This window comes from Chitinophaga fulva, assembly GCF_012927205.1.
GTDB classification, from domain to species: domain Bacteria; phylum Bacteroidota; class Bacteroidia; order Chitinophagales; family Chitinophagaceae; genus Chitinophaga; species Chitinophaga fulva.
In genome coordinates, this window is the sequence record NZ_JABBGC010000001.1 from 135248 (window position 1) to 153847 (window position 18600).

Below are 18600 nucleotides of genomic sequence, written 5' to 3' on the forward strand. Positions count from 1 at the left end.
GTGTGGACCGGTTTTTAGTATGATTACCTCATCAATTCTATCCATCCTTTGTATGATCTTTCTCCTCCGTCTGCTGCTCTTAGCTTCAGTATGTAGTAATAAGTGCCTTCACTCAATCCATGGCCATCCCACTCATTCTGATAGTTTTTGGATTGATATACCTGGTTGCCCCAACGGTTATAAATAAAGAGCGATGAGTTAGGGTAACGGGAAATGCACTACGATCTTTGACACCGCATCATAATGGGTGACACCCGCACTTACATCAATACCACCAATAAGATCAAGGTTACCGGTAAGCGTATCCCTCACCACGATAGTCTGTACTGAATCCGGTCCGGCGTTGGTCAATGTAATCCGGAATACGGCCTTACCACCTGTTTGCAACGGCTCATTGTTCAGCAGCACTTTTTTCAACTGGAGGTCGGCCAGTTTCTGGAGAAGCCGTTGTTCTACTTTTGTAACAATTGTTCCGCTTGTATTGTTGGCCGGATTAGTATCAATAGCTCCATTCGGGGCAGTAATTGTAGCGATATTGCTCACCGTGCCTGGTTGTGGCACTATGCCCCTGACGCCCAACCTCACCTCGCCAGTGGCGTTGTTGGTCAGCACACCGGCAAAGACAGGGTTTATCTGTCCTTTTATGAGGATGTGCACCATAATTGTCTCCACCGGCAGGTATCATGACGGTGACGTTGAGCGTATTACCGGTACCGGTGCTGCCACTGAGTACCTTCGCATTACTGGTTACGGTGGTCGTCCGGTGTACGCCCAGTGTAGAGGGGAAACCGGCATTAATGAAGGCATAGCCTACCTGGTTGCCTACGTCTTCTGTGAGCCGCAGCCATCCCTGCCCGGGTGGGTACGGATCATTCTTTTTACCACGCAAGGAACAAACGTAGACATAGATGCTGAAAACAAGAAGCCTCTGCCGTATGGGCAGAGGCTTCTTTATAAAAAAGGATTAAGTGCTTGATTAGATGAACCGTGGTTTCAGTTCATTAGCCAGGGTGATCATTTTTTTGATACCATCTTCAGGCAGGTTACCTTTCTTGAACTCATTCAGTACGTCAGCGAGACGAACCTGCATTTCATTCAGGAAGGCTTCTTCAAACGCACGAACCTGTTTAACAGGAACGTCACGCAGCAGGCCGTTGGTACCCAGGTAGATCATCGCTACTTGTTTTTCTACCGGCAGCGGGCTGAACTGAGCTTGTTTCAGGATTTCCACGTTACGGGCACCTTTGTCGATAACTGCTTTGGTAGCAGCGTCCAGGTCACCACCGAATTTGGAGAAGGCCTCCATTTCGCGGTATTGTGCCTGGTCGAGTTTCAGGGTACCAGATACTTTCTTCATGGATTTGATCTGAGCGTTACCACCCACACGGCTTACAGAGATACCTACGTTGATCGCAGGACGTACACCGGCGTTGAACAGGTTACCTTCCAGGAAGATCTGACCATCGGTGATGGAGATTACGTTGGTTGGGATGTAAGCAGATACGTCAGATGCCTGTGTTTCGATGATCGGCAATGCGGTGAGGGAACCACCACCTTTTACCAGGTGTTTGATAGACTCAGGCAGGTCGTTCATGTTTTTAGCGATCTCATCGTTGTTGATGATTTTCGCAGCACGCTCGAGCAGACGGCTGTGCAGGTAGAATACGTCACCAGGATAAGCTTCACGGCCGGGAGGACGTTTCAGCAGCAGGGACACCTCACGGTAAGCAACGGCCTGTTTGGACAGGTCATCGTATACGATCAGGGCAGGACGGCCGCTGTCACGGAAGAACTCACCGATAGCAGCACCGGCGAACGGAGCGTAGAACTGCAGCGGAGCAGGCTCAGATGCAGAAGCAGCAACGATCACAGTGTAAGCCATAGCGCCGGCTTCCTGTAAAGTTTTCATTACACCCGCAACGGTAGATGCTTTCTGACCTACTGCTACGTATATGCAAAACACAGGTTTACCTGCGTCATAAAATTCTTTCTGGTTGATGATGGTGTCAATACAGATAGCTGTTTTACCAGTCTGACGGTCACCAATCACCAGCTCACGCTGGCCACGGCCGATAGGAATCATCGCATCGATCGCTTTGATACCTGTCTGCAGCGGTTCTTTTACCGGCTCACGGAACAATACGCCAGGAGCTTTACGTTCCAGTGGCATTTCGTACAGCTGACCAGTGATAGGGCCTTTACCATCGATAGGTTCGCCCAGTGTATTTACCACACGGCCTACCAGACCTTCGCCCACGTTGATGGAAGCGATTTTACCGGTACGACGTACTTTATCACCTTCTTTGATATTCTGAGATTCACCCATCAATACCACACCTACGTTGTCTTCTTCCAGGTTCAATGCAATTGCTTTTACGCCATTGCCGAATTCAACCAGTTCACCATAACCTACATTTCCCAAACCATAGATGCGGGCGATACCGTCACCCACAGACAATACTGTACCTACCTCTTCGAGATCGGCAGAAGCATTGAAGTTGCTTAACTGCTGGCGTAATATCGCCGAAATTTCATCAGGTTTAATATCAACCATAATTATGCTTTTAAAAAGAAAGTCGTTAAAAAAGTTAGTATAACGACAACAGCTTTGCGTGTACGCAGCGGCTGCTGTTTTATCTAGCGTATCGAGGATACGTAAATGTTCTGACTGAATTGTTTTTTAATATCATGCAGATCGCGTGCTACGGAAGCATCGAACAGATTGTCGTTGGTTTCGAGCACAAAACCACCAATCAGGTCTGCATTCACGGCTGGTTCCAACTGTACCTGTTGTGGTATTTCGCTGGCCACTTTCTGGCGGATCGTCTCCAGGGTAGCATTGTCCAGTGCTACCGCTGTAGTGATCTTCACCACGCTGATATTCTTAATGATGTTGTACTGGCGGGTGTATTCCACTGCAATTTCAGGCAGGAAAGCTTCACGCGCCTTGTTGATCAGCAGGTTGATAAAAGCCAGCGTAGTAGCGCTTATACGGCCTTCCATAATGGCAGCCATGATTTTTTGCTTTTTATCAGCCTTGATGATCGGGCTTTTCAGCAAACTCACCACATCGCGGTTGGACTTCACCAGTTGCTGCAGGAACAGCATGTCGCTCTGCACCGCTTCCAGCTGGCCCTTTTCCTGAACCAGGTCAATCAATGATTTCGCATACCTTGATGCTAAACGGGGATTCTGCATATATGCTTATAACTTTTAGCCGTCAGCCTCCGGCAATCGCCGGAGACCAACAGTTAATATCTTAATTCAATTTAATTTCTCCGGCCAGTTGTTTCACGTAAGATTCCTGTGCTGATTTGTCAGCCAGTTCTCTTCTCAGCACTTTCTCAGCAACTTCAATGACGAGCGTGCCCACCTGGTTTTTCACATCCGTTAACGCAGCCAGTTTCTGGTTTTCGATAGCGGTGTAAGCTTCAGAGATGATTTTTTTAGCTTCAGCCTGTGCCTGCGCTTTCGCTTCGCTGATGATCAGGTCTTTCGCGTCTTTGGCTTCTTTCAGAATTTTGCTTCTTTCAGCTTTAGCTTCAGCCAGTACGTGCTCATGCTCAGCTTTCATCTGCGCCATCTCTTCTTTCACTCTTTCAGCAGAAGCAATAGAGTCTGTGATAGAACCTTCCCTTTCTTTCAAAGTAGCGAGGATCGGAGTCCAGGCAAATTTTTTCAGGATCAGGAATACGATGATGAAAATGATCAATGAAATTGTAAACAAACCTAACGCTGGGAGCAACAGATCCATGTTATTTGAATTTTATTATTTTTTATTTTGAAATTTAGACATTTACTGATTTCAGCAATTGAGAGATCAATAAATCCCCAAATAATAAAATGCCGAAATGAAAGATTACTGCATCCATTGCCCTGTGCGCCGGATGCAGTAAAAAGTTTGGCTTACAGAACTACCGCCAGCAGACCAGCGATTACACCGAAGAGGGCAACACCCTCAACCAGCGCAGCAGCCAGGATCATGTTTGCACGGATGTCGTTAGCAGCTTCTGGTTGACGAGCGATAGACTCCAGAGCGCTTTTACCAATGTTGCCTACACCAATACCAGCAGCGATAGCAGCGATACCAGCACCAACAGCACCACCAGCTTTAGCTAAACCAGATGCAGCAGCAGCCTGCAATAAAACAGTCAAAAGTGCCATAATGAATATGTATTTGTATTTAAGAAATTACTATTGATTAGTGGTGGTCATCATGTCCACCTTCCATGGCCTGGCCAATGAATACAGCTGTCAGGTTGGCAAAAATAAACGCCTGAATAAATGCAACCAGCAGCTCCAGCATCATCATTACGATGTTGAAGACAATGGTTAACGGCAGGAAGCCATAACCAGCTACTTTATTCAGAGAACCAAATATGAACACCAGGGAAATAATACTCAGGATGATGATGTGACCTGCCAGAATGTTGGCGAACAACCTGATCATCAGGGAAACAGGCTTGGTAAACACACCGATCAGCTCTACCGGAGCCAGGATAATCTTCACACCAAAAGGCACAGGAGGATTAAAGATGTGTCCCCAGAAATGTTTGTTAGTGGCAAACATGGTAGCAATGAAGCTGATAAGCGCCAGTGCGAAAGTTACTGCGATATTACCGGTTACGTTGGCAGAACCCGGCAGCAGGCCCAACAGGTTGTTGATCAGAATAAAGAAGAATATAGTCAGTATAAACGGAACATACTTTTCACCTTTTTTACCAGGGATGTTTGGTTTCACCACCTCGTCACGCATGAAGATGATCACCGGCTCCACCAGGCTCTGGAAGCCTTTAGGCGCTTTCTTGGAACCACGTACACGGTAAGCTTTTGCTACATTCAGCATCAACACGATCAGCAGTATGGCCGCAATCAGCATGGATGTAACGTTCTTCGTCATGGAGAAATCGTAGATGGTCTCACCGGTAGGCATGTCGTTACCGTCTACAGCGATCACTCTGCCTTCCAGGAATTTAGCCGGGTCCAGGCCCTTTTCATGCAGGTAGTGTGCATTCACAATACGGTAACCCTCGTACGCCTCATGACCATGATGGAAATGAGAAGCGGAAAATACAGAAAGTCCACGTGCAGGGCTGTAGATGATAACCGGCAGCGGCACAGTGTAATGTGAGTCGCCAATGCTGAAAAAGTGCCAGTCATAAGCGTCTTTTACGTGACCCAGAATTACTTCCTTAGCATCAAATTTTTTAGGTTCTGCTGCTTCCTCACCATGAGCAGGCTGTTCAGTTGCATGCCCCTCTGTTGCATGTTCGGAACCTTCTGCAGGCGCTGCATAGGAAAAATTACCAAAACCGTGAAGGCCTAAAACCATCACAAGTGCTACCACTCTGTGTTTGAACTTATTGAAAGAAATCACCGTTTTCTGAAATTTTGCGCAAAGATAAACGTTTTTATGTCAAAAATTCAGCGACTATGGAAAAAATGATGGGTATAATGTAAATATATTGATACCCAACACTTTAAATCGCTCCCAAAACCTACCGCTTCTCAAGAAAAGAACATAAAAAATGGCAGATCTTTTAGTGATCTGCCATATATATTTTTTTGTTATTTAAGCTAGGTATCGGTAACTGCGTCAGGGCTGCAGTAGCTGACAATCTATACTTTATTGGCATTAAACTGCATACTGTGCAGCTTGTAATAAAAGCCCTCCAGCTTCAGCAATTCCTCATGGGTCCCCATCTCCTTGATCTCGCCCTTGTCCAGCACAATGATTTTATCCGCCTTGCTGATCGTAGACAACCGGTGCGCGATGATCACCGCGGTCCGGTCTGCTATCAGCTTGTCAATAGCCTGCTGGATCATCATCTCGGATTCGGTATCTACGGAAGAAGTAGCTTCATCGAGGATCAGAATAGCCGGGTTGTACAACAATGCCCGCACAAAGGAAATCAGCTGACGCTGCCCTAAAGACAACGTACTTCCCCGCTCCATCACCTGGTAATCATACCCGCCGGGAAGCTGCATAATAAAATCATGTATCCCGATCAACCGGGAAGCTTCTTCTACCTGCTCCCGGGTAATAGCCTTGTTATGCAAGGTAATGTTATCGTATATGGAACCGGAAAACAGGAAGACATCCTGCAATACCACCCCTATCCTGCTGCGTAATGCCTCCAGCGAATAAGCCGGCAGCTCAATATCATCAATCTTAATACTGCCCTTCTGGATTTCGTACAACCGGTTCAGAATGCTGATAATGGTGGTCTTACCGGAACCGGTATGCCCCACGATCGCTACCGTATCGCCAGGATTGGCATGGAAGGTAACATCCTTCAACACATAACGGTCATCTACATAAGCAAAAGACACATGATCAAACGTGATAGCGCCTTTCATCTGGTCTCCCTTTTCATGGCCCCTGTCCGGAATATAATCCTGGTTGTCCAGTATCTTGAACACACGCTCACTGGCCACCATCCCCATTTGAAGGGTATTGAATTTATCAGCCAGCATACGCAGCGGCCGGAACAGCATGTTGAGGTACATGATAAAGGCGATCATCACCCCCTGGGTCACTTCGTAGTTCAGTACCTTGTTGGAACCCCACCATACCATCAGCCCCAGCGAAATGGCCAGGATGATTTCCACCACCGGGAAAAACACGGAATACGCAAAAATGGCGTCAATATTGGCCCTGCGGTGCTCTTTGTTGATCTGCTTAAACCGGGCATGCTCCCGCTTCTCCGAGGTAAAAGCCTGCACTACCACCATACCGGTCAGATGCTCCTGCACAAAGGCATTGAGTGCCGACACGGCATTACGCACCCGGTAAAATGATTTATTCACGCTTTCCTTAAAAACATAAGTGGCAAAAATCAATATCGGGAAGGGCGACAGGCTGACCAGCGTCAAACGCCAGTCTTCAATGAACATCACCACCAGTATCGCCAGAATGGTCAGCAGATCGGAGACGATGGAAATAATCCCTTCTGAAAACACATCATTGATCGCTTCAATGTCATTTACGGTACGGGTGGTCAGCGTTCCAATCGGGGTTTTATCGAAAAACGCAAGGTTCAGGTGAACGATCTTCTTATATACCGCTACCCGCAGGTCTTTTACCACAGACTGTCCCAGCCAGTTGGTCAGGTACGAAAAGTAAAACCGTACGACTGTTTCCACGGCCAGTAAAGCGATTTGAACAATGGTGACGGTCACCAGCATCTGCAATAGCTGGTTGGCGATATATTTATCAACGGTAACCTGAATCAGATAGGGCCTTAGCGGGGAGATCACGGCGAAGATCACTGTCATCACCATAGACAGGTACAATGCCCGTTTGTAAGGCGCCGCAAATGTGAAGATGCGTCGTAGTAAACTGAAATCAAATACTTTCTTTACGGCCAGATTTTCCAAAGGAACGAGGTTTAGACTAAACTATATAACAAACCTACCAAAATATTTAGGGATTTTTTGATTTACGATTTTTTGATTTCGTAGATTGATAAAACAGCAAGACCGAAGCGATTTTCCTACTCGCTTCGGTCTTCTTTATTTAAAAATCAAAAAATCGTAAATCAAAAAATCCCTAAATATTTTTAGCTATTTCTTCTCATCTTTCATGATCTGGCGGTAGGCCTTGATGAAGATGGCGCCCAGGTTTTTGTGCGGCGGCACATAGTCGCTGAACAGTTCCCGGTTACGGGCATCCGGTGCAAACTTTTTGGCCAGCTGCGCCCACATGATTACCCAGTCCACATTTTTACCGGCACGTACCACATCTTCCAGGCTGTGGATGATAGGTTCGTTCACAAAACGGGTACCTACCTGTTTGGAGGAAATGATGTGCGCTTCAGGAGATTTCTCCAGTACGGTGGCCAGGTTGTGATATCCGCCGCAGGAGCCCAGCACCACGATCTTGGCAGAACTTTGCAGGTTGTCCAGCGTAGTGTTGATATGATAACTGTGGCCACGGTGAATAAATATCGTTGGATGAATATCATTTTCATCCAGGTATTCAGACAGCCGCTGGATGGCTTCTTTATCGCCCGGCTCATCTATCGGCAGATTGGCGTAGATGGTAGTAGGCTTGCCTTTCAGCGAGGTGATGGTTACCCAGTATTTGTTCTTTACCGCTCTCCATTCAGAAGACGGGAAGTTGGTCATAAAGCTGGCGTAAGATTCCTGTCCGTCTTTATCGCCATAGAAAAACACCTGCTGGTATACACGGCCGCTATCATTCTGGAGGGTATTGAAACCAACATAGTTGATCGGTGGCAGTGACAGTTCAGCTGCAATGTCAGTGGCTTTGGAGGAATCGTTCTCCCCTTTGGCAGACTCTGTTTCAAACAAGCTGGTAAGCAGCTGGTAGATAACAGTGCCTCTTCTGTCGTTATGCTTCTTGACATAAGCCAGGTTTTTCTTCACTTCTGCACGAAGGAAGTTGAGCAGTTTCTCTTCACGGATGCTGCCAAAAGAGTTGGCCACGTCCACAGCGTCTTCCAGGTCTTCGGTTTTCTCCAGGTTCTGCACATACTTCTGCATCAGGTAGTTGGAGTTTTCTGGCGCCATGGATTTCAGGAAGTTGTCCAGGGTGTTGAAACCGGCAGCCATCGCGATGAATTTCTTGAAGCGGTCAAAGTTGACCATCATCAGTAAACTGTCGCCGCGTGGCGGTTTCATACGCACCATCATCTGGTCATACAAACCGGCGTTGTTATGATTGGTATAGCTGGAAGTGTACAGTTCTTCCTGACCGTTGATGATCAGGTAGTACAGTTCTTCCGGCGTAAAGTCTTTTACAATGCGGAAACGTACATTGGCCGGATCTTCATGCAAGTCGTTTACTTCGCGGATATACAGCAGTGATTTGGCCTGCATGTTTTCCATCATAGCTTTCATACCGAAAGGATTGCCGCCTTCGGCCTTCATTTTCTGCAGTGCGATCATGGATTTCACCATCTGTTTGTAGTACTGGTAATCGTTGTCTACGACCTTTTCCAGTTTTTCCACGGAGATGGAGCCGTCCATCAACTGATCAATGAAAGGCAGGATTTTGGTGCTCTGAGGGGATTGGCCGATGCGGACAATCAGCTGCACCACAGGGTCCTGGTTTCTTTTGATCACATTGGCCATGGGTGTATAGGAAGTAGCATAGGTAAGTACCTGGTTGGGGTATTTACGGGCTACCGCCGCAATGATGGAGTCTGTTCCCGGAAAGTCCAGGTAGGCCTGTAACTTGGGCATAACGGTTTCCAGGTTATTAAAAGCGTATTTGGAGAATACTTCTCCTCTTGCATCTTTATAGCCCTGGTTATCGCGAAAGATTTCGATAATACGTTCGGAGCCTCCAAAAGAAAGGTGCTTGATATAAGGCGCAATGCTTTTCCCTTTGATATCCGCCCGCATCATATCGCGGTAAGCGTTGATCATCGCCGGGGCTTCTTCCGGTTCAATGATGCCACGGGCCCTTTTCTGGTTATAATCTTTCAGGACAGCATAAAGACCAGTGAGGTATTTTACTTTGAGACGATGGTCCAGAGAGGAATCGCGCTCTATTTCCAGCTGCATGTCGTCCACTTCTTTCATGATGGCATTGGTGACCTGGAGATTGATTGTCTGATCTTCAGACACCTTCACAAAATCGTCTGCCTTACCATCAAACTTGGAGGCTGCGGCTTGTTCTTTGTCAATGTTGTCATGGAGTCCCTGCCTGTTGATAGGTATCTGTACATGACCGCTTTGTGCGTGCACCCAGCTGCTTTGAGAAGCAACGAGCATTAACAGAAGTAGAATTTTTCTCATTGTAGATGTACTTTTTCACTTCGACCAGATAGCAAATTTACAACCAAATTATGATAGCTGCACGCTTTTCATCTCTAACACATCAGAATCAGAAGAATACGGATGTAAAAACAACAACATATCATACTACCCGAGAATTCTGTGTAACTTGCTGTTATTCAATGTGAATAAGAGTGGTATTGAATTAACAATTTCATAATGTTAATTTTCCATTAATCACGGAACCGGCTCTATAATTTTGTGCCGTCTTTTAAAAAGCAAATTTTTATGGTAGACCAAGCGGTTGCAGGAAAAATACTGGTAGTAGATGACGAGTTGGATATACTGGAGATTATCAGCTACAATCTAAAAACGGCGGGTTACGAAACCGTAACAGCCAAAGACGGCAGCGAGGCTATTCAGAAAGCGAAAATATTCCGGCCAGACCTCATTATGCTGGACATTATGATGCCCAACAAAAACGGCATCGATACCTGTCGCGAACTTAGAAAAATCCCAGACTTCAAAGACACCATGGTGCTGTTTCTCACAGCCCTGAACGATGAAAAATCTGAAATTGACGGTTTAAACATGGGCGCCGATGATTACATCGCCAAACCTATTAAACCTAAATTACTGGTAAGCCGCATCAATGCATTGTTCCGTCGTTTGCACAAAGCAGAAGAAACAACCGTGCAACTGGGCGACCTCATTATTGACCGGGAGAAATTCACGGTTACATATAAAGGCCAGGACATCATTCTCGCTAAAAAGGAATTTGAACTGTTACAGTTGCTCGCCTCCAAACCAGGCCGTGTATTCCTTCGCAACGAAATCCTGAATCAGGTATGGGGCACAGAAGTAATCGTAGGTGACCGTACCATCGACGTACACATTCGTAAGATCCGGCAGAAAATAGGTATCGACCTGATCACCACTGTGAAAGGAGTAGGATATAAATTTGAAATGTAAGCACGGAAAACCTCCTTACCCCTATTGTTACTGACGGAAACCACATTTCCTGCACCAGAACTATTGTTACCCGTTGATACTTTCTGTTGACGGCGAATGGCTTTTTTATGGCGAGAAAGAAATTTAAAGTAATTTCCCATTATTATTCTAATTACTCACTTTGGAGTATGTTTAAAGCTAAAAACCTGTCCCCGCAGAAACTGGCGGGATTTACCGCCCTTATCCTGTCGGCCATTATAGCGCTGGGCAGCCTGCTGGTGGATGGTAACTGGCAAGTAATGCTGGGAGCCTTTGTCCTCACCTTCCTGGTGTCTTACTATCTTTATCTGTACACCCTGCAGAATTTCATCTACCGGAAAATTAAACTCATTTATAAGTTTATCTATCAGACAAAAGCTTCTAAAAGAGAAGAATTCTTCCAGAAGAATATCCTTCCCCTGAAAACCATCGAGGAAGTAAGTGAAGACGTGGAGAAATGGGCCAGCCAGAAAAAAGAAGAACTGGACAATCTTCGTCGCAACGAGGCTTTCCGTAAAGAGTTCCTGCTCAATCTCTCCCATGAGCTGAAAACACCCATCTTCGCGGTACAGGGTTATATCCACACCTTGCTGGACGGCGCGCTGGAAGATCCTGCGGTGAATAAAATGTTCCTGAAAAACGCCACCAAAAATATTGACCGTTTGTGCCGCCTCCTCGATGATCTCGACGAAATATCCAAACTGGAAAGCGGTGAGATGACCATCAACGCAGAAACATTTGTGATCCAGGACCTGGTGAAAGACGTATTCGACACACTCTCCCTGAAAGCCAATACCAAAGGCATCAAATTCAATATCAAAAAAGGTTGTGAAGCACCGATCCCTGTATTGGCCGACAAAGAGAAAATCCGCCAGGTACTGATCAACCTGGTCGATAACTCCATCAAATATGGTAAACCCGATGGCCATACGGTGGCCAGCATCTACAATATGGATGGCAAACGTGTACTGGTGGAAATATCAGACGATGGTATCGGCATGGCGGAAGAGCATCTGCCACGCGTGTTTGAACGTTTCTACCGTACCGATCGCGCCCGCAGCCGCGATATCGGTGGTACCGGTCTGGGCCTCGCCATCGTGAAACACATCGTGGAAGCTCACGACCAGTCCATCACAGTACGCAGCAAACCGGAAATCGGCAGCACTTTCGGCTTCACCATGGAAGCCGGCAAAGAGTCTATGTTGTAAACGGATACTAAAACCGGTACTGCATCCGGCAGGTAAGCACATTGTCTTTGACATCTGTGGTATAACCCGGCAGACTGGTGCTTTCATTTTCCACCCGGTCATAATACACCATGAATTTCATGTGTTCGTTGGCGTAGTACAGGTATCCCAATCCCAACGTATTATAGCGGATATCCGCTGCCGTGAGGTTGGAGCCGGGCGCGCCAATCTCTTTACCACTCACTTCTCTATTGGGGTCATACCAATCGTATTTTACAACAACCTGGTGTTTTTCGCTCCCCAGATTCTGGATGAAATACAGGTAGGCGCCGTCAAAATTCCGGATGTACAGCGGTAGTTTACGCCCCTGCGCATCCACCGGGATAACCCCTGGTGTTTCGGTTGTAGCGGCAGTAGCGGTTTGTGAGCCGCGAATATATTCCGCCCGGAATTGGGTATATCCTCTCTTAGGTCCATTAGGAATTCTCAGTTGCACATCAGCGCCGTAGTAGTGACGCGGCGCAATCCGGCCTACATTCAAGGTGTTGGAATCCAGCGCAAATGCTTTCTGCCCGTTTATAGTGCCCATCCGGTAAATGGAAGGAGTAAACTGCTGCATACCCCCATACAGTACGGACACGCCTCCTGATAATATCCATTTGCTGCCTTTGAAGCGATAAGGTTTCCAGGCAATGCGGGCGATGAGATCTTTATGGCTGTCAAAGTCTGAGGTGGCAGTAAGCCCTTGTCCATTGAACAGGCCAACATCCACTTTCAGATACCGCAGGGGATGATCTTTACGGCGTGGCTCAAAGGAAACCATGGCGCCAAGGTCACGCTCCGTTTTCATCAGTATCTGCGACATCCGCCCGCGCTCCGGCGTTTCACGATCGGCCGATGACAGGTTCACCTCATATCCGAAAGGCCGGGCAAACATACCACCAGCCAATGAGAAGAGGTTGAATTTTGTATCAAATACCCGTCCGTAGAAATCGCGGATAAATACGCCCCGCTCGGTCCCGTCAAACTGGAATGCGAACTGCACCACTGGCATATCCTCATTGTTGTACCGTTCATAGTCTACCCGGATACGGCCACGGCGCAATGAAAACCGGTTGTTAACTGCATCGGGGAAGTCGCCGCCGGCGTAACTGCTGATTCCTCTGGTCTGTGCCAGCTGGAACTGTGGCTGAATATAACCGCTAAAGCGCAAGGCGTCGTACTTATGGTACATGGAGATCATACCTTTTCCCAGTTCAGTGGTGGTATCAATCATATCCATGAGAAACTGTGCCTTTACGGACGTAAAGGACGCCAACAACACTGCCATCAGCAGCAAGGATCTGAACAGTCGCATCTGCGCAAAAAATTTGCGCAAAAGTAGGATTTTCAGGGAGATATTTACAGAAGAGCTACCCGAAACAGGTTCTTCCGGATAGCTCCGGCCCGGTTAATCCCTCGTTAATCCGTTATGCTCCCGATCGTAAACCGGGGCCAAAAAGCTAAATTGATGATGGATTATGTTACTTATGAAAACAACTACCCGGGAACACTGGGAATGGAAAGTTCAACTAGCCATTGCCTATGCCCATAACAACTCCCTCATAGACATCAGTTTGAAGGCGGTGGCAGATATGCTGTCCGTGTCCAAAGACATTTTTTCGCATAAATTCTCCTCGCTAAAGGGCGAACCGTACGCCAGGTATGTGAAACGCACCCGCCTGGAAGCCGGCGTAGGCTATCTTCGCCACAGCAACTTTTCCATCAATGAAATCAGTGAAAAGTGCCGATACTCCGGCGAATCGTTTGCGAAAGCCATCAGAAGCTGGTTTAACATCAGCCCCAGCGGACTCCGAAACCAGGATTACATGCCGGCTGAACGGCACACATTGGAACAAACCCGGATTGCCACAGCCTCCCAACAAGACTTCCCGGAATATTTCAACATGGAGAACACGGTTGATTGCAGGTTGCCCGACTGTACCCTTTACTACAATATCCTGCCCAGCGGCAACGACCCGGTAAAAGGGATGGTGGCCTCTATGGCCCGCTATTCCCGGCAGCTCCGTGATCTGACCACCGAACTGGCCATGGAAGATGCCCACATCATCACCGGTACGCTTGATGTGGTACCCGTTACCACCTACGACCGCATGATGATGTATGTAGGTCTGCTGTTGCCCAACACACCCGCCAACACCATGGCACATTACCAGCTTATCACCCAATACAAGGAGCGTTACCGGCTGGTAGACAGACAAATCGGGGAAGGACACTATAAAAAACTGGAAGTCCCGCTCAGTTTTGCTGAGGCGGGACTTCCCATGTATAAATTCATTAATGCCAATTGCCGGCAGGGACACTTTTATATGCGGACCAACCACTTCTTTATTTCGCTGCCGGAACCGAGCGTATCGGAGATTTACATCCCCTGGCAGAAATAGTCCATTTAGGTATTTTGTTATTTAGGTATTTGACTATTTGAAGTATGCCAAAGCTTCCTTTAAATAATCAAATGACTAAATATTAAAATTGAAAATAGATCGGAATCATGGGCTGCGTGCTCTTTACCTGTACCAGCAGCCAGATGAAGATAACCATCACGGCTATACTACCCACCAACGGCATACGGCCCAGTACTCCGGCCATCCGCATTTCTGCCTTTGCAGGCATAAAATGCAGCACAAAACCCAGCAGCATTACCCAGAACACAGCGGTGTAACCGGTATACAGCTCCATAAAGATACCCGGCTGGAAGTCATACGCAATCTGGTGTATGAGCGACCAGGCATCATGGAAGGTCGAAGCCTTAAAGAATATCCAACAGAAACATACGAAGTGGAAAGTCAGCAGGATACCGCCTACTTTCAGCAGACTGGCCTTCAGGCCGGTTGTTGCTGTCTTCCGCTTTTTCTGACTATCGATACGCACCTTGTCTATGGCCAGGGCGGCGCCATGCATGCCTCCCCAGAAAATGAAGTTCCAGCTGGCGCCATGCCAGAAACCGCCGATCAACATGGTCAGTGCCAGGTTGATATATTGACGCACCTTGCCTTTGCGGTTACCACCCAGCGGAATGTACAGGTAGTCGCGCAGCCAGCTGGACAGGGAAATATGCCAGCGGCGCCAGAATTCTGTAATAGAAGCGCTCTGATAGGGTGAATCGAAGTTAGGCGGGATCTTGAAGCCTGTCCACCGTGCAATACCAATCGCCATATCTGAATATCCGGAGAAATCGCAGTAGATCACTAACGCATATCCATATACGCCCAGGAGGCATTCCAGCCCGGTGTGCTTGCTGGGATCATCAAAAATATACTGAACAAAGTTCTGGTAGATAAAGTCGGAGATAACGATCTTCTTAAACAATCCACCCACGATCAGGGCCATTCCTTTACCGATATCTTCCCCGTTCAACCGGTATGGCTGATGGATTTGCGGAATAAAGTCAGCCGCACGCACGATAGGGCCCATCATCAGTTTAGGGAAGAAAGACAGGAAGAAGAGGTAATCCATGAAACGGTTCACCGGCTTAATTTCTCCCCGGTACACGTCAATCGTATAGCTGAGATTTTCAAAAGTATAAAACGAAATACCGATCGGCAGCAACAGGTGCAACGGCGTGATATGCCCGTTGGTAACGTCATTGATGATGCCGATAAAGAAGTCTGTGTATTTGAAGTAGAACAGCAGCCCAATGTTCAGGATGATACTAAATATCAGCAGTGATTTTTTGACCTGTTGACTGGTAGTATGATAAATCCATCGCGACAGGTTAAAGTCCACGATGGCCGATAGCACCACCAGGCCCACATAAAAACCGCAGGCTTTGTAAAAGAAATAAAGGGAGAAGATGGTGTACACCCATACCCTGCCCTGCTGACTGCGGCTTACAGCGAGGTAGCACAACAGGAAGACAGCAAAAAAATAGAAGAAGAAGGCACTGTTAAACAGTACCGGGTCTGATGGATTGTACAGCAGCTGGGCAAGCAGCTTATTAACGTCGATCATCCGAGTTGACTGGGTTTTTCTTTTTTACCTGTAAATATTGATTGTAGGACTGTTGCAGCGCTTCATACAGCAACTGTCCCTGTAATTGGTATCCTCTTGTACTGAAGTGAATATGGTCCGGGGCCCATCCACCTGCAAACCGGCCGGCTTCCGCTTTGTTTACCGCGTTGAAATTCCAGCAGGCGATACCGTGTTGCCTGGCATATCCTGTAATCTGTTGCGTTGCCATGGCAATGTAAGGATTGGGATAATACGAGGTGGTATAGTAGGTACGGTATTTTTTCTTGCCTACTTTTTTCCGGACCGCTTTTTTCACGGCCCTCATACAGTCGGGTGGCGTGGTCAGCAGGATGCTTGCAGCGGGCGCCTGTTCACGTATCAGTTGTACAGTCTTATCTATTTCATCCCGGAAGGCCAGCGGATCAAAACGGCCATAGGCTTCGTTGGTACCCAGGGAGATGATCACCAGGCGGGGATGGAGTACGGCCATTTGTCCCAGCAGGATGCTGTTGAGATCATTATACTGCTGGTACATAGCCCCATTGATGCCTACACTATGATACAGCACACCATCGCGGCCGTTTTGTAATACTGCCCCATAGAAACGGAAGGGCAGGTTATTGGGATTCTCCCAGCGTACCTGGAATGTTTGGGAAGTCTGAAGGAAATCGAGGGTCGCCATTTTGATGGTCGGGGTACCTGGAAACGGTGTGCCCGTTACCGTTATCTGTGCCGCGTCGGGACTGAAGATGGTATTGTTGTCGGTAGCCGCATCGTAGAACAGTTGCACTTTCCGGAAGTTGTTGTCCATTGTGCCATCCTGTTTGCCGGCAAACGAGAGTGCCGGGGCCTGTACCAGTGTCTGGATGGCGATAGCGCCGGGGCCGAGCACTGGTGGCTTGTAGCGGTCTATCACCCTTTCCATGGTCCAGCGGACGGTGCTGTTCCAGCGATAATCTTCCGGACCGTTGGTACCTGCTACATTGTAAGGGAAAACATATCCTCTGCCGGCGTAGCCAAACTGTTGTTGCAACAGGGCTGCAGTGGCCAGTGGGAAATAGCCGGCCTGAACATGGGAGTCTCCGAGATGAAGTATGGAAACCACATTACTGTCTGCATGATACAGCGATTCAAATGCGCGGTACAGGGCGGTATCCTGCTGGATCACGTTAGCCTGCGGTTGCGCATAGGTGGTAAATGTGGCGAGCAACAGTACCAGTACTGCTGCTATACCTTTTCTACGGTTGTTCTCCCTGCCTGTAATCATTCATAATAGCTTTATACAGCAGCGCCCCCACTTTGGCCGCTCCCTGTCGGTTAAGGTGTGTATAATCTTTATTGGCCAGTGTGGTATCTCCTTCCACCCATTTCACCATGGAGCCAGAACCACCCATGTTAGCATAGAGGTTCCAGTAAGCAGTACCATAGGTGGTAGCCAGGTCGTGCTGTACTTTCAGCAGGGCTTCCACGCCCGGTGCGGTGATGTAGTGGTCCCCTTTCCGATAGGATTTGTCTGCCGTGCCTACGATCAGGAAAGAAGTTCCCGGCAGATCTCTACGGAGCGAGTCTACCACTTTTTTCATGGGTCTTTCGTACCAGCTGTAGTCCGTTAGTTCGGGGCGAAACAGTACGTTGGCGCCGTAATGGAGCACTACGAGATCGTAGGGGCGTTCCTGTTGCATGCGCCGCACCATGTCGGCAGACAGGTGCCCGAGCTCTACGCCGCTGATGCCGCGGAATGAGAAGTTATCCACGTACACGCCGTTGTCAGTTTCAAAACAAACGCCATAGAAAGGAGCGGTAGCACCGCCGCCATACTTGATGGTGATGCCGCCTGCGCCGGTATCCTGGCGGAAGTCCAGCTTGTTCACCTGTGCGTTGCCGGACAGGGAGTAAGGCTTGTCATTGATGTTCACAGTAGTTGCTTCGGCCGGGCCATACAGCAGGGATACCTCGTCAAATTTGTCGAGGCGCGGCTTTTTAACCGGTGTATATTTTATCCAGCTGTCGCCTCCCGGGTAGAAGGTGTGGCCGGACAGGCCGAGTACAATATTGGAAGGTGGTGAATTTTTGTAATGGTAATCTTTCCAGTCACGCGAGAAGGTGTGCGTGATGGTGGTGCGATAGCTGGCCACCACGGAGGTGATGGGTACAAACCCTACGCCGGCGCCGCCGAAGAAGGTTTGGAGGCTGTCGCGCAGGTCGGAGGTGATGAGATCGCCTTCGATCATGGAATCGCCGAAATAGGCGATACGTACCTTTTTACGTTTACCTGATTTCAGTTCTTTGAGCGCTGCCATAAAGCGGTCCAGTCCGGCATCGCTGTTGCCTGTTTCCAGGGCAGCGTAGTTCAGAATGCCTTTGTATGACATAAAATCATAGACCGCATCCGGGTTGACAGCGGCGCCTGCGGGTGTTGTCCCGGCGGCCGCTGCCGTAGAGTCGGCATGAGAACGCTTACTGCCATCTTTAACAGCAGTAAGCGTTCCTTTATCTTTCTCCGTTCCGGACGTCCGCAGTTCTGACAACATGTCCAGGCGACGGAATTGAAAATCTTTAAATGAAAAACTAAAGTTGAGCTGGGAGAATATCACCAGGCACACCAATGATCCTACGATAATAAAAAATGGGTAGGCAGACTTGTTTTCGCCAGACATATTTTCGA

Annotated in this window: 17 protein-coding genes; 3 read left to right on the plus strand and 14 right to left on the minus strand. The window is 48.0% G+C overall.

Annotated features, from left to right (window positions below; translation table 11 throughout):
- Positions 1-23: 23 nt before the first annotated feature.
- From HHL17_RS33900 to HHL17_RS00665, 10 genes are all read right to left on the minus strand, one after another.
- On the minus strand, positions 24-215 hold the full coding sequence (locus HHL17_RS33900) for a T9SS type B sorting domain-containing protein (RefSeq protein WP_169225863.1): 192 nt from the start codon (positions 213-215) through the stop codon (positions 24-26).
- Positions 199-612 (minus strand): DUF11 domain-containing protein, encoded by a 414-nt coding sequence (locus HHL17_RS00625; RefSeq protein WP_169222889.1) that lies wholly within the window; start codon positions 610-612, stop codon positions 199-201. Before HHL17_RS00625 ends, HHL17_RS33900 begins: the two co-directional genes overlap by 17 nt.
- On the minus strand, positions 500-889 hold the full coding sequence (locus HHL17_RS00630; protein ID WP_169222890.1) for a hypothetical protein: 390 nt from the start codon (positions 887-889) through the stop codon (positions 500-502). The genes HHL17_RS00625 and HHL17_RS00630 overlap by 113 nt, the downstream gene beginning before the upstream one ends.
- Positions 890-976: 87 nt before the next feature.
- Complete coding sequence (gene atpA / locus HHL17_RS00635; protein WP_169222891.1) at positions 977-2554, minus strand: F0F1 ATP synthase subunit alpha; 1578 nt, start codon at positions 2552-2554, stop codon at positions 977-979.
- Positions 2555-2637: 83 nt separating this feature from the next.
- Positions 2638-3198 (minus strand): ATP synthase F1 subunit delta, encoded by a 561-nt coding sequence (gene atpH, locus HHL17_RS00640; protein WP_169222892.1) that lies wholly within the window; start codon positions 3196-3198, stop codon positions 2638-2640.
- A 61-nt stretch (positions 3199-3259) separates the two neighbouring features.
- Positions 3260-3754: a F0F1 ATP synthase subunit B gene (atpF, locus tag HHL17_RS00645; RefSeq protein ID WP_169222893.1), complete on the minus strand. Its 495-nt coding sequence runs from the start codon at positions 3752-3754 to the stop codon at positions 3260-3262.
- Between the two features lie 152 nt (positions 3755-3906).
- Positions 3907-4164, minus strand: a complete 258-nt coding sequence (gene atpE, locus HHL17_RS00650; RefSeq protein ID WP_078670146.1) for an ATP synthase F0 subunit C — start codon at positions 4162-4164, stop codon at positions 3907-3909.
- Positions 4165-4201: 37 nt separating this feature from the next.
- On the minus strand, positions 4202-5377 hold the full coding sequence (atpB, locus tag HHL17_RS00655; protein WP_169222894.1) for a F0F1 ATP synthase subunit A: 1176 nt from the start codon (positions 5375-5377) through the stop codon (positions 4202-4204).
- A 242-nt stretch (positions 5378-5619) separates the two neighbouring features.
- A complete protein-coding gene (locus HHL17_RS00660) occupies positions 5620-7380 on the minus strand; it encodes an ABC transporter ATP-binding protein (protein ID WP_169222895.1) in 1761 nt (586 codons plus the stop codon).
- Positions 7381-7566: 186 nt separating this feature from the next.
- Positions 7567-9768, minus strand: a complete 2202-nt coding sequence (locus HHL17_RS00665; RefSeq protein WP_169222896.1) for a hypothetical protein — start codon at positions 9766-9768, stop codon at positions 7567-7569.
- Between the two features lie 267 nt (positions 9769-10035).
- Here HHL17_RS00665 and HHL17_RS00670 point away from each other — a divergent pair, with 267 nt between their 5' ends.
- Together HHL17_RS00670 and HHL17_RS00675 are read left to right on the plus strand one after the other, a co-directional pair.
- Positions 10036-10719: a response regulator transcription factor gene (locus HHL17_RS00670; protein ID WP_078670142.1), complete on the plus strand. Its 684-nt coding sequence runs from the start codon at positions 10036-10038 to the stop codon at positions 10717-10719.
- Between the two features lie 167 nt (positions 10720-10886).
- Positions 10887-11945, plus strand: coding sequence for a sensor histidine kinase (locus HHL17_RS00675; RefSeq protein ID WP_169222897.1), 1059 nt, complete (start codon positions 10887-10889; stop codon positions 11943-11945).
- Positions 11946-11952: 7 nt separating this feature from the next.
- Here HHL17_RS00675 and HHL17_RS00680 read toward each other — a convergent pair whose 3' ends face one another.
- On the minus strand, positions 11953-13281 hold the full coding sequence (locus HHL17_RS00680) for a porin (RefSeq protein WP_240975060.1): 1329 nt from the start codon (positions 13279-13281) through the stop codon (positions 11953-11955).
- Between the two features lie 172 nt (positions 13282-13453).
- On the opposite strand from HHL17_RS00680, the gene HHL17_RS00685 reads away from it, so the two are divergent.
- Complete coding sequence (locus HHL17_RS00685; RefSeq protein WP_169222898.1) at positions 13454-14368, plus strand: helix-turn-helix transcriptional regulator; 915 nt, start codon at positions 13454-13456, stop codon at positions 14366-14368.
- Positions 14369-14450: 82 nt separating this feature from the next.
- Here the strand turns inward: HHL17_RS00685 and HHL17_RS00690 are convergent, their stop codons facing one another.
- Genes HHL17_RS00690 through HHL17_RS00700 form a run of 3 tightly spaced genes read right to left on the minus strand, consistent with a single transcriptional unit; the run spans position 14451 to position 18592 of the window.
- A complete protein-coding gene (locus HHL17_RS00690) occupies positions 14451-15935 on the minus strand; it encodes an MBOAT family O-acyltransferase (RefSeq protein WP_169222899.1) in 1485 nt (494 codons plus the stop codon).
- A complete protein-coding gene (locus HHL17_RS00695; RefSeq protein WP_169222900.1) occupies positions 15922-17202 on the minus strand; it encodes a GDSL-type esterase/lipase family protein in 1281 nt (426 codons plus the stop codon). Before HHL17_RS00695 ends, HHL17_RS00690 begins: the two co-directional genes overlap by 14 nt.
- Positions 17174-18592, minus strand: a complete 1419-nt coding sequence (locus HHL17_RS00700) for an SGNH/GDSL hydrolase family protein (RefSeq protein WP_169222901.1) — start codon at positions 18590-18592, stop codon at positions 17174-17176. The genes HHL17_RS00695 and HHL17_RS00700 overlap by 29 nt, the downstream gene beginning before the upstream one ends.
- Positions 18593-18600 lie beyond the last annotated feature (8 nt).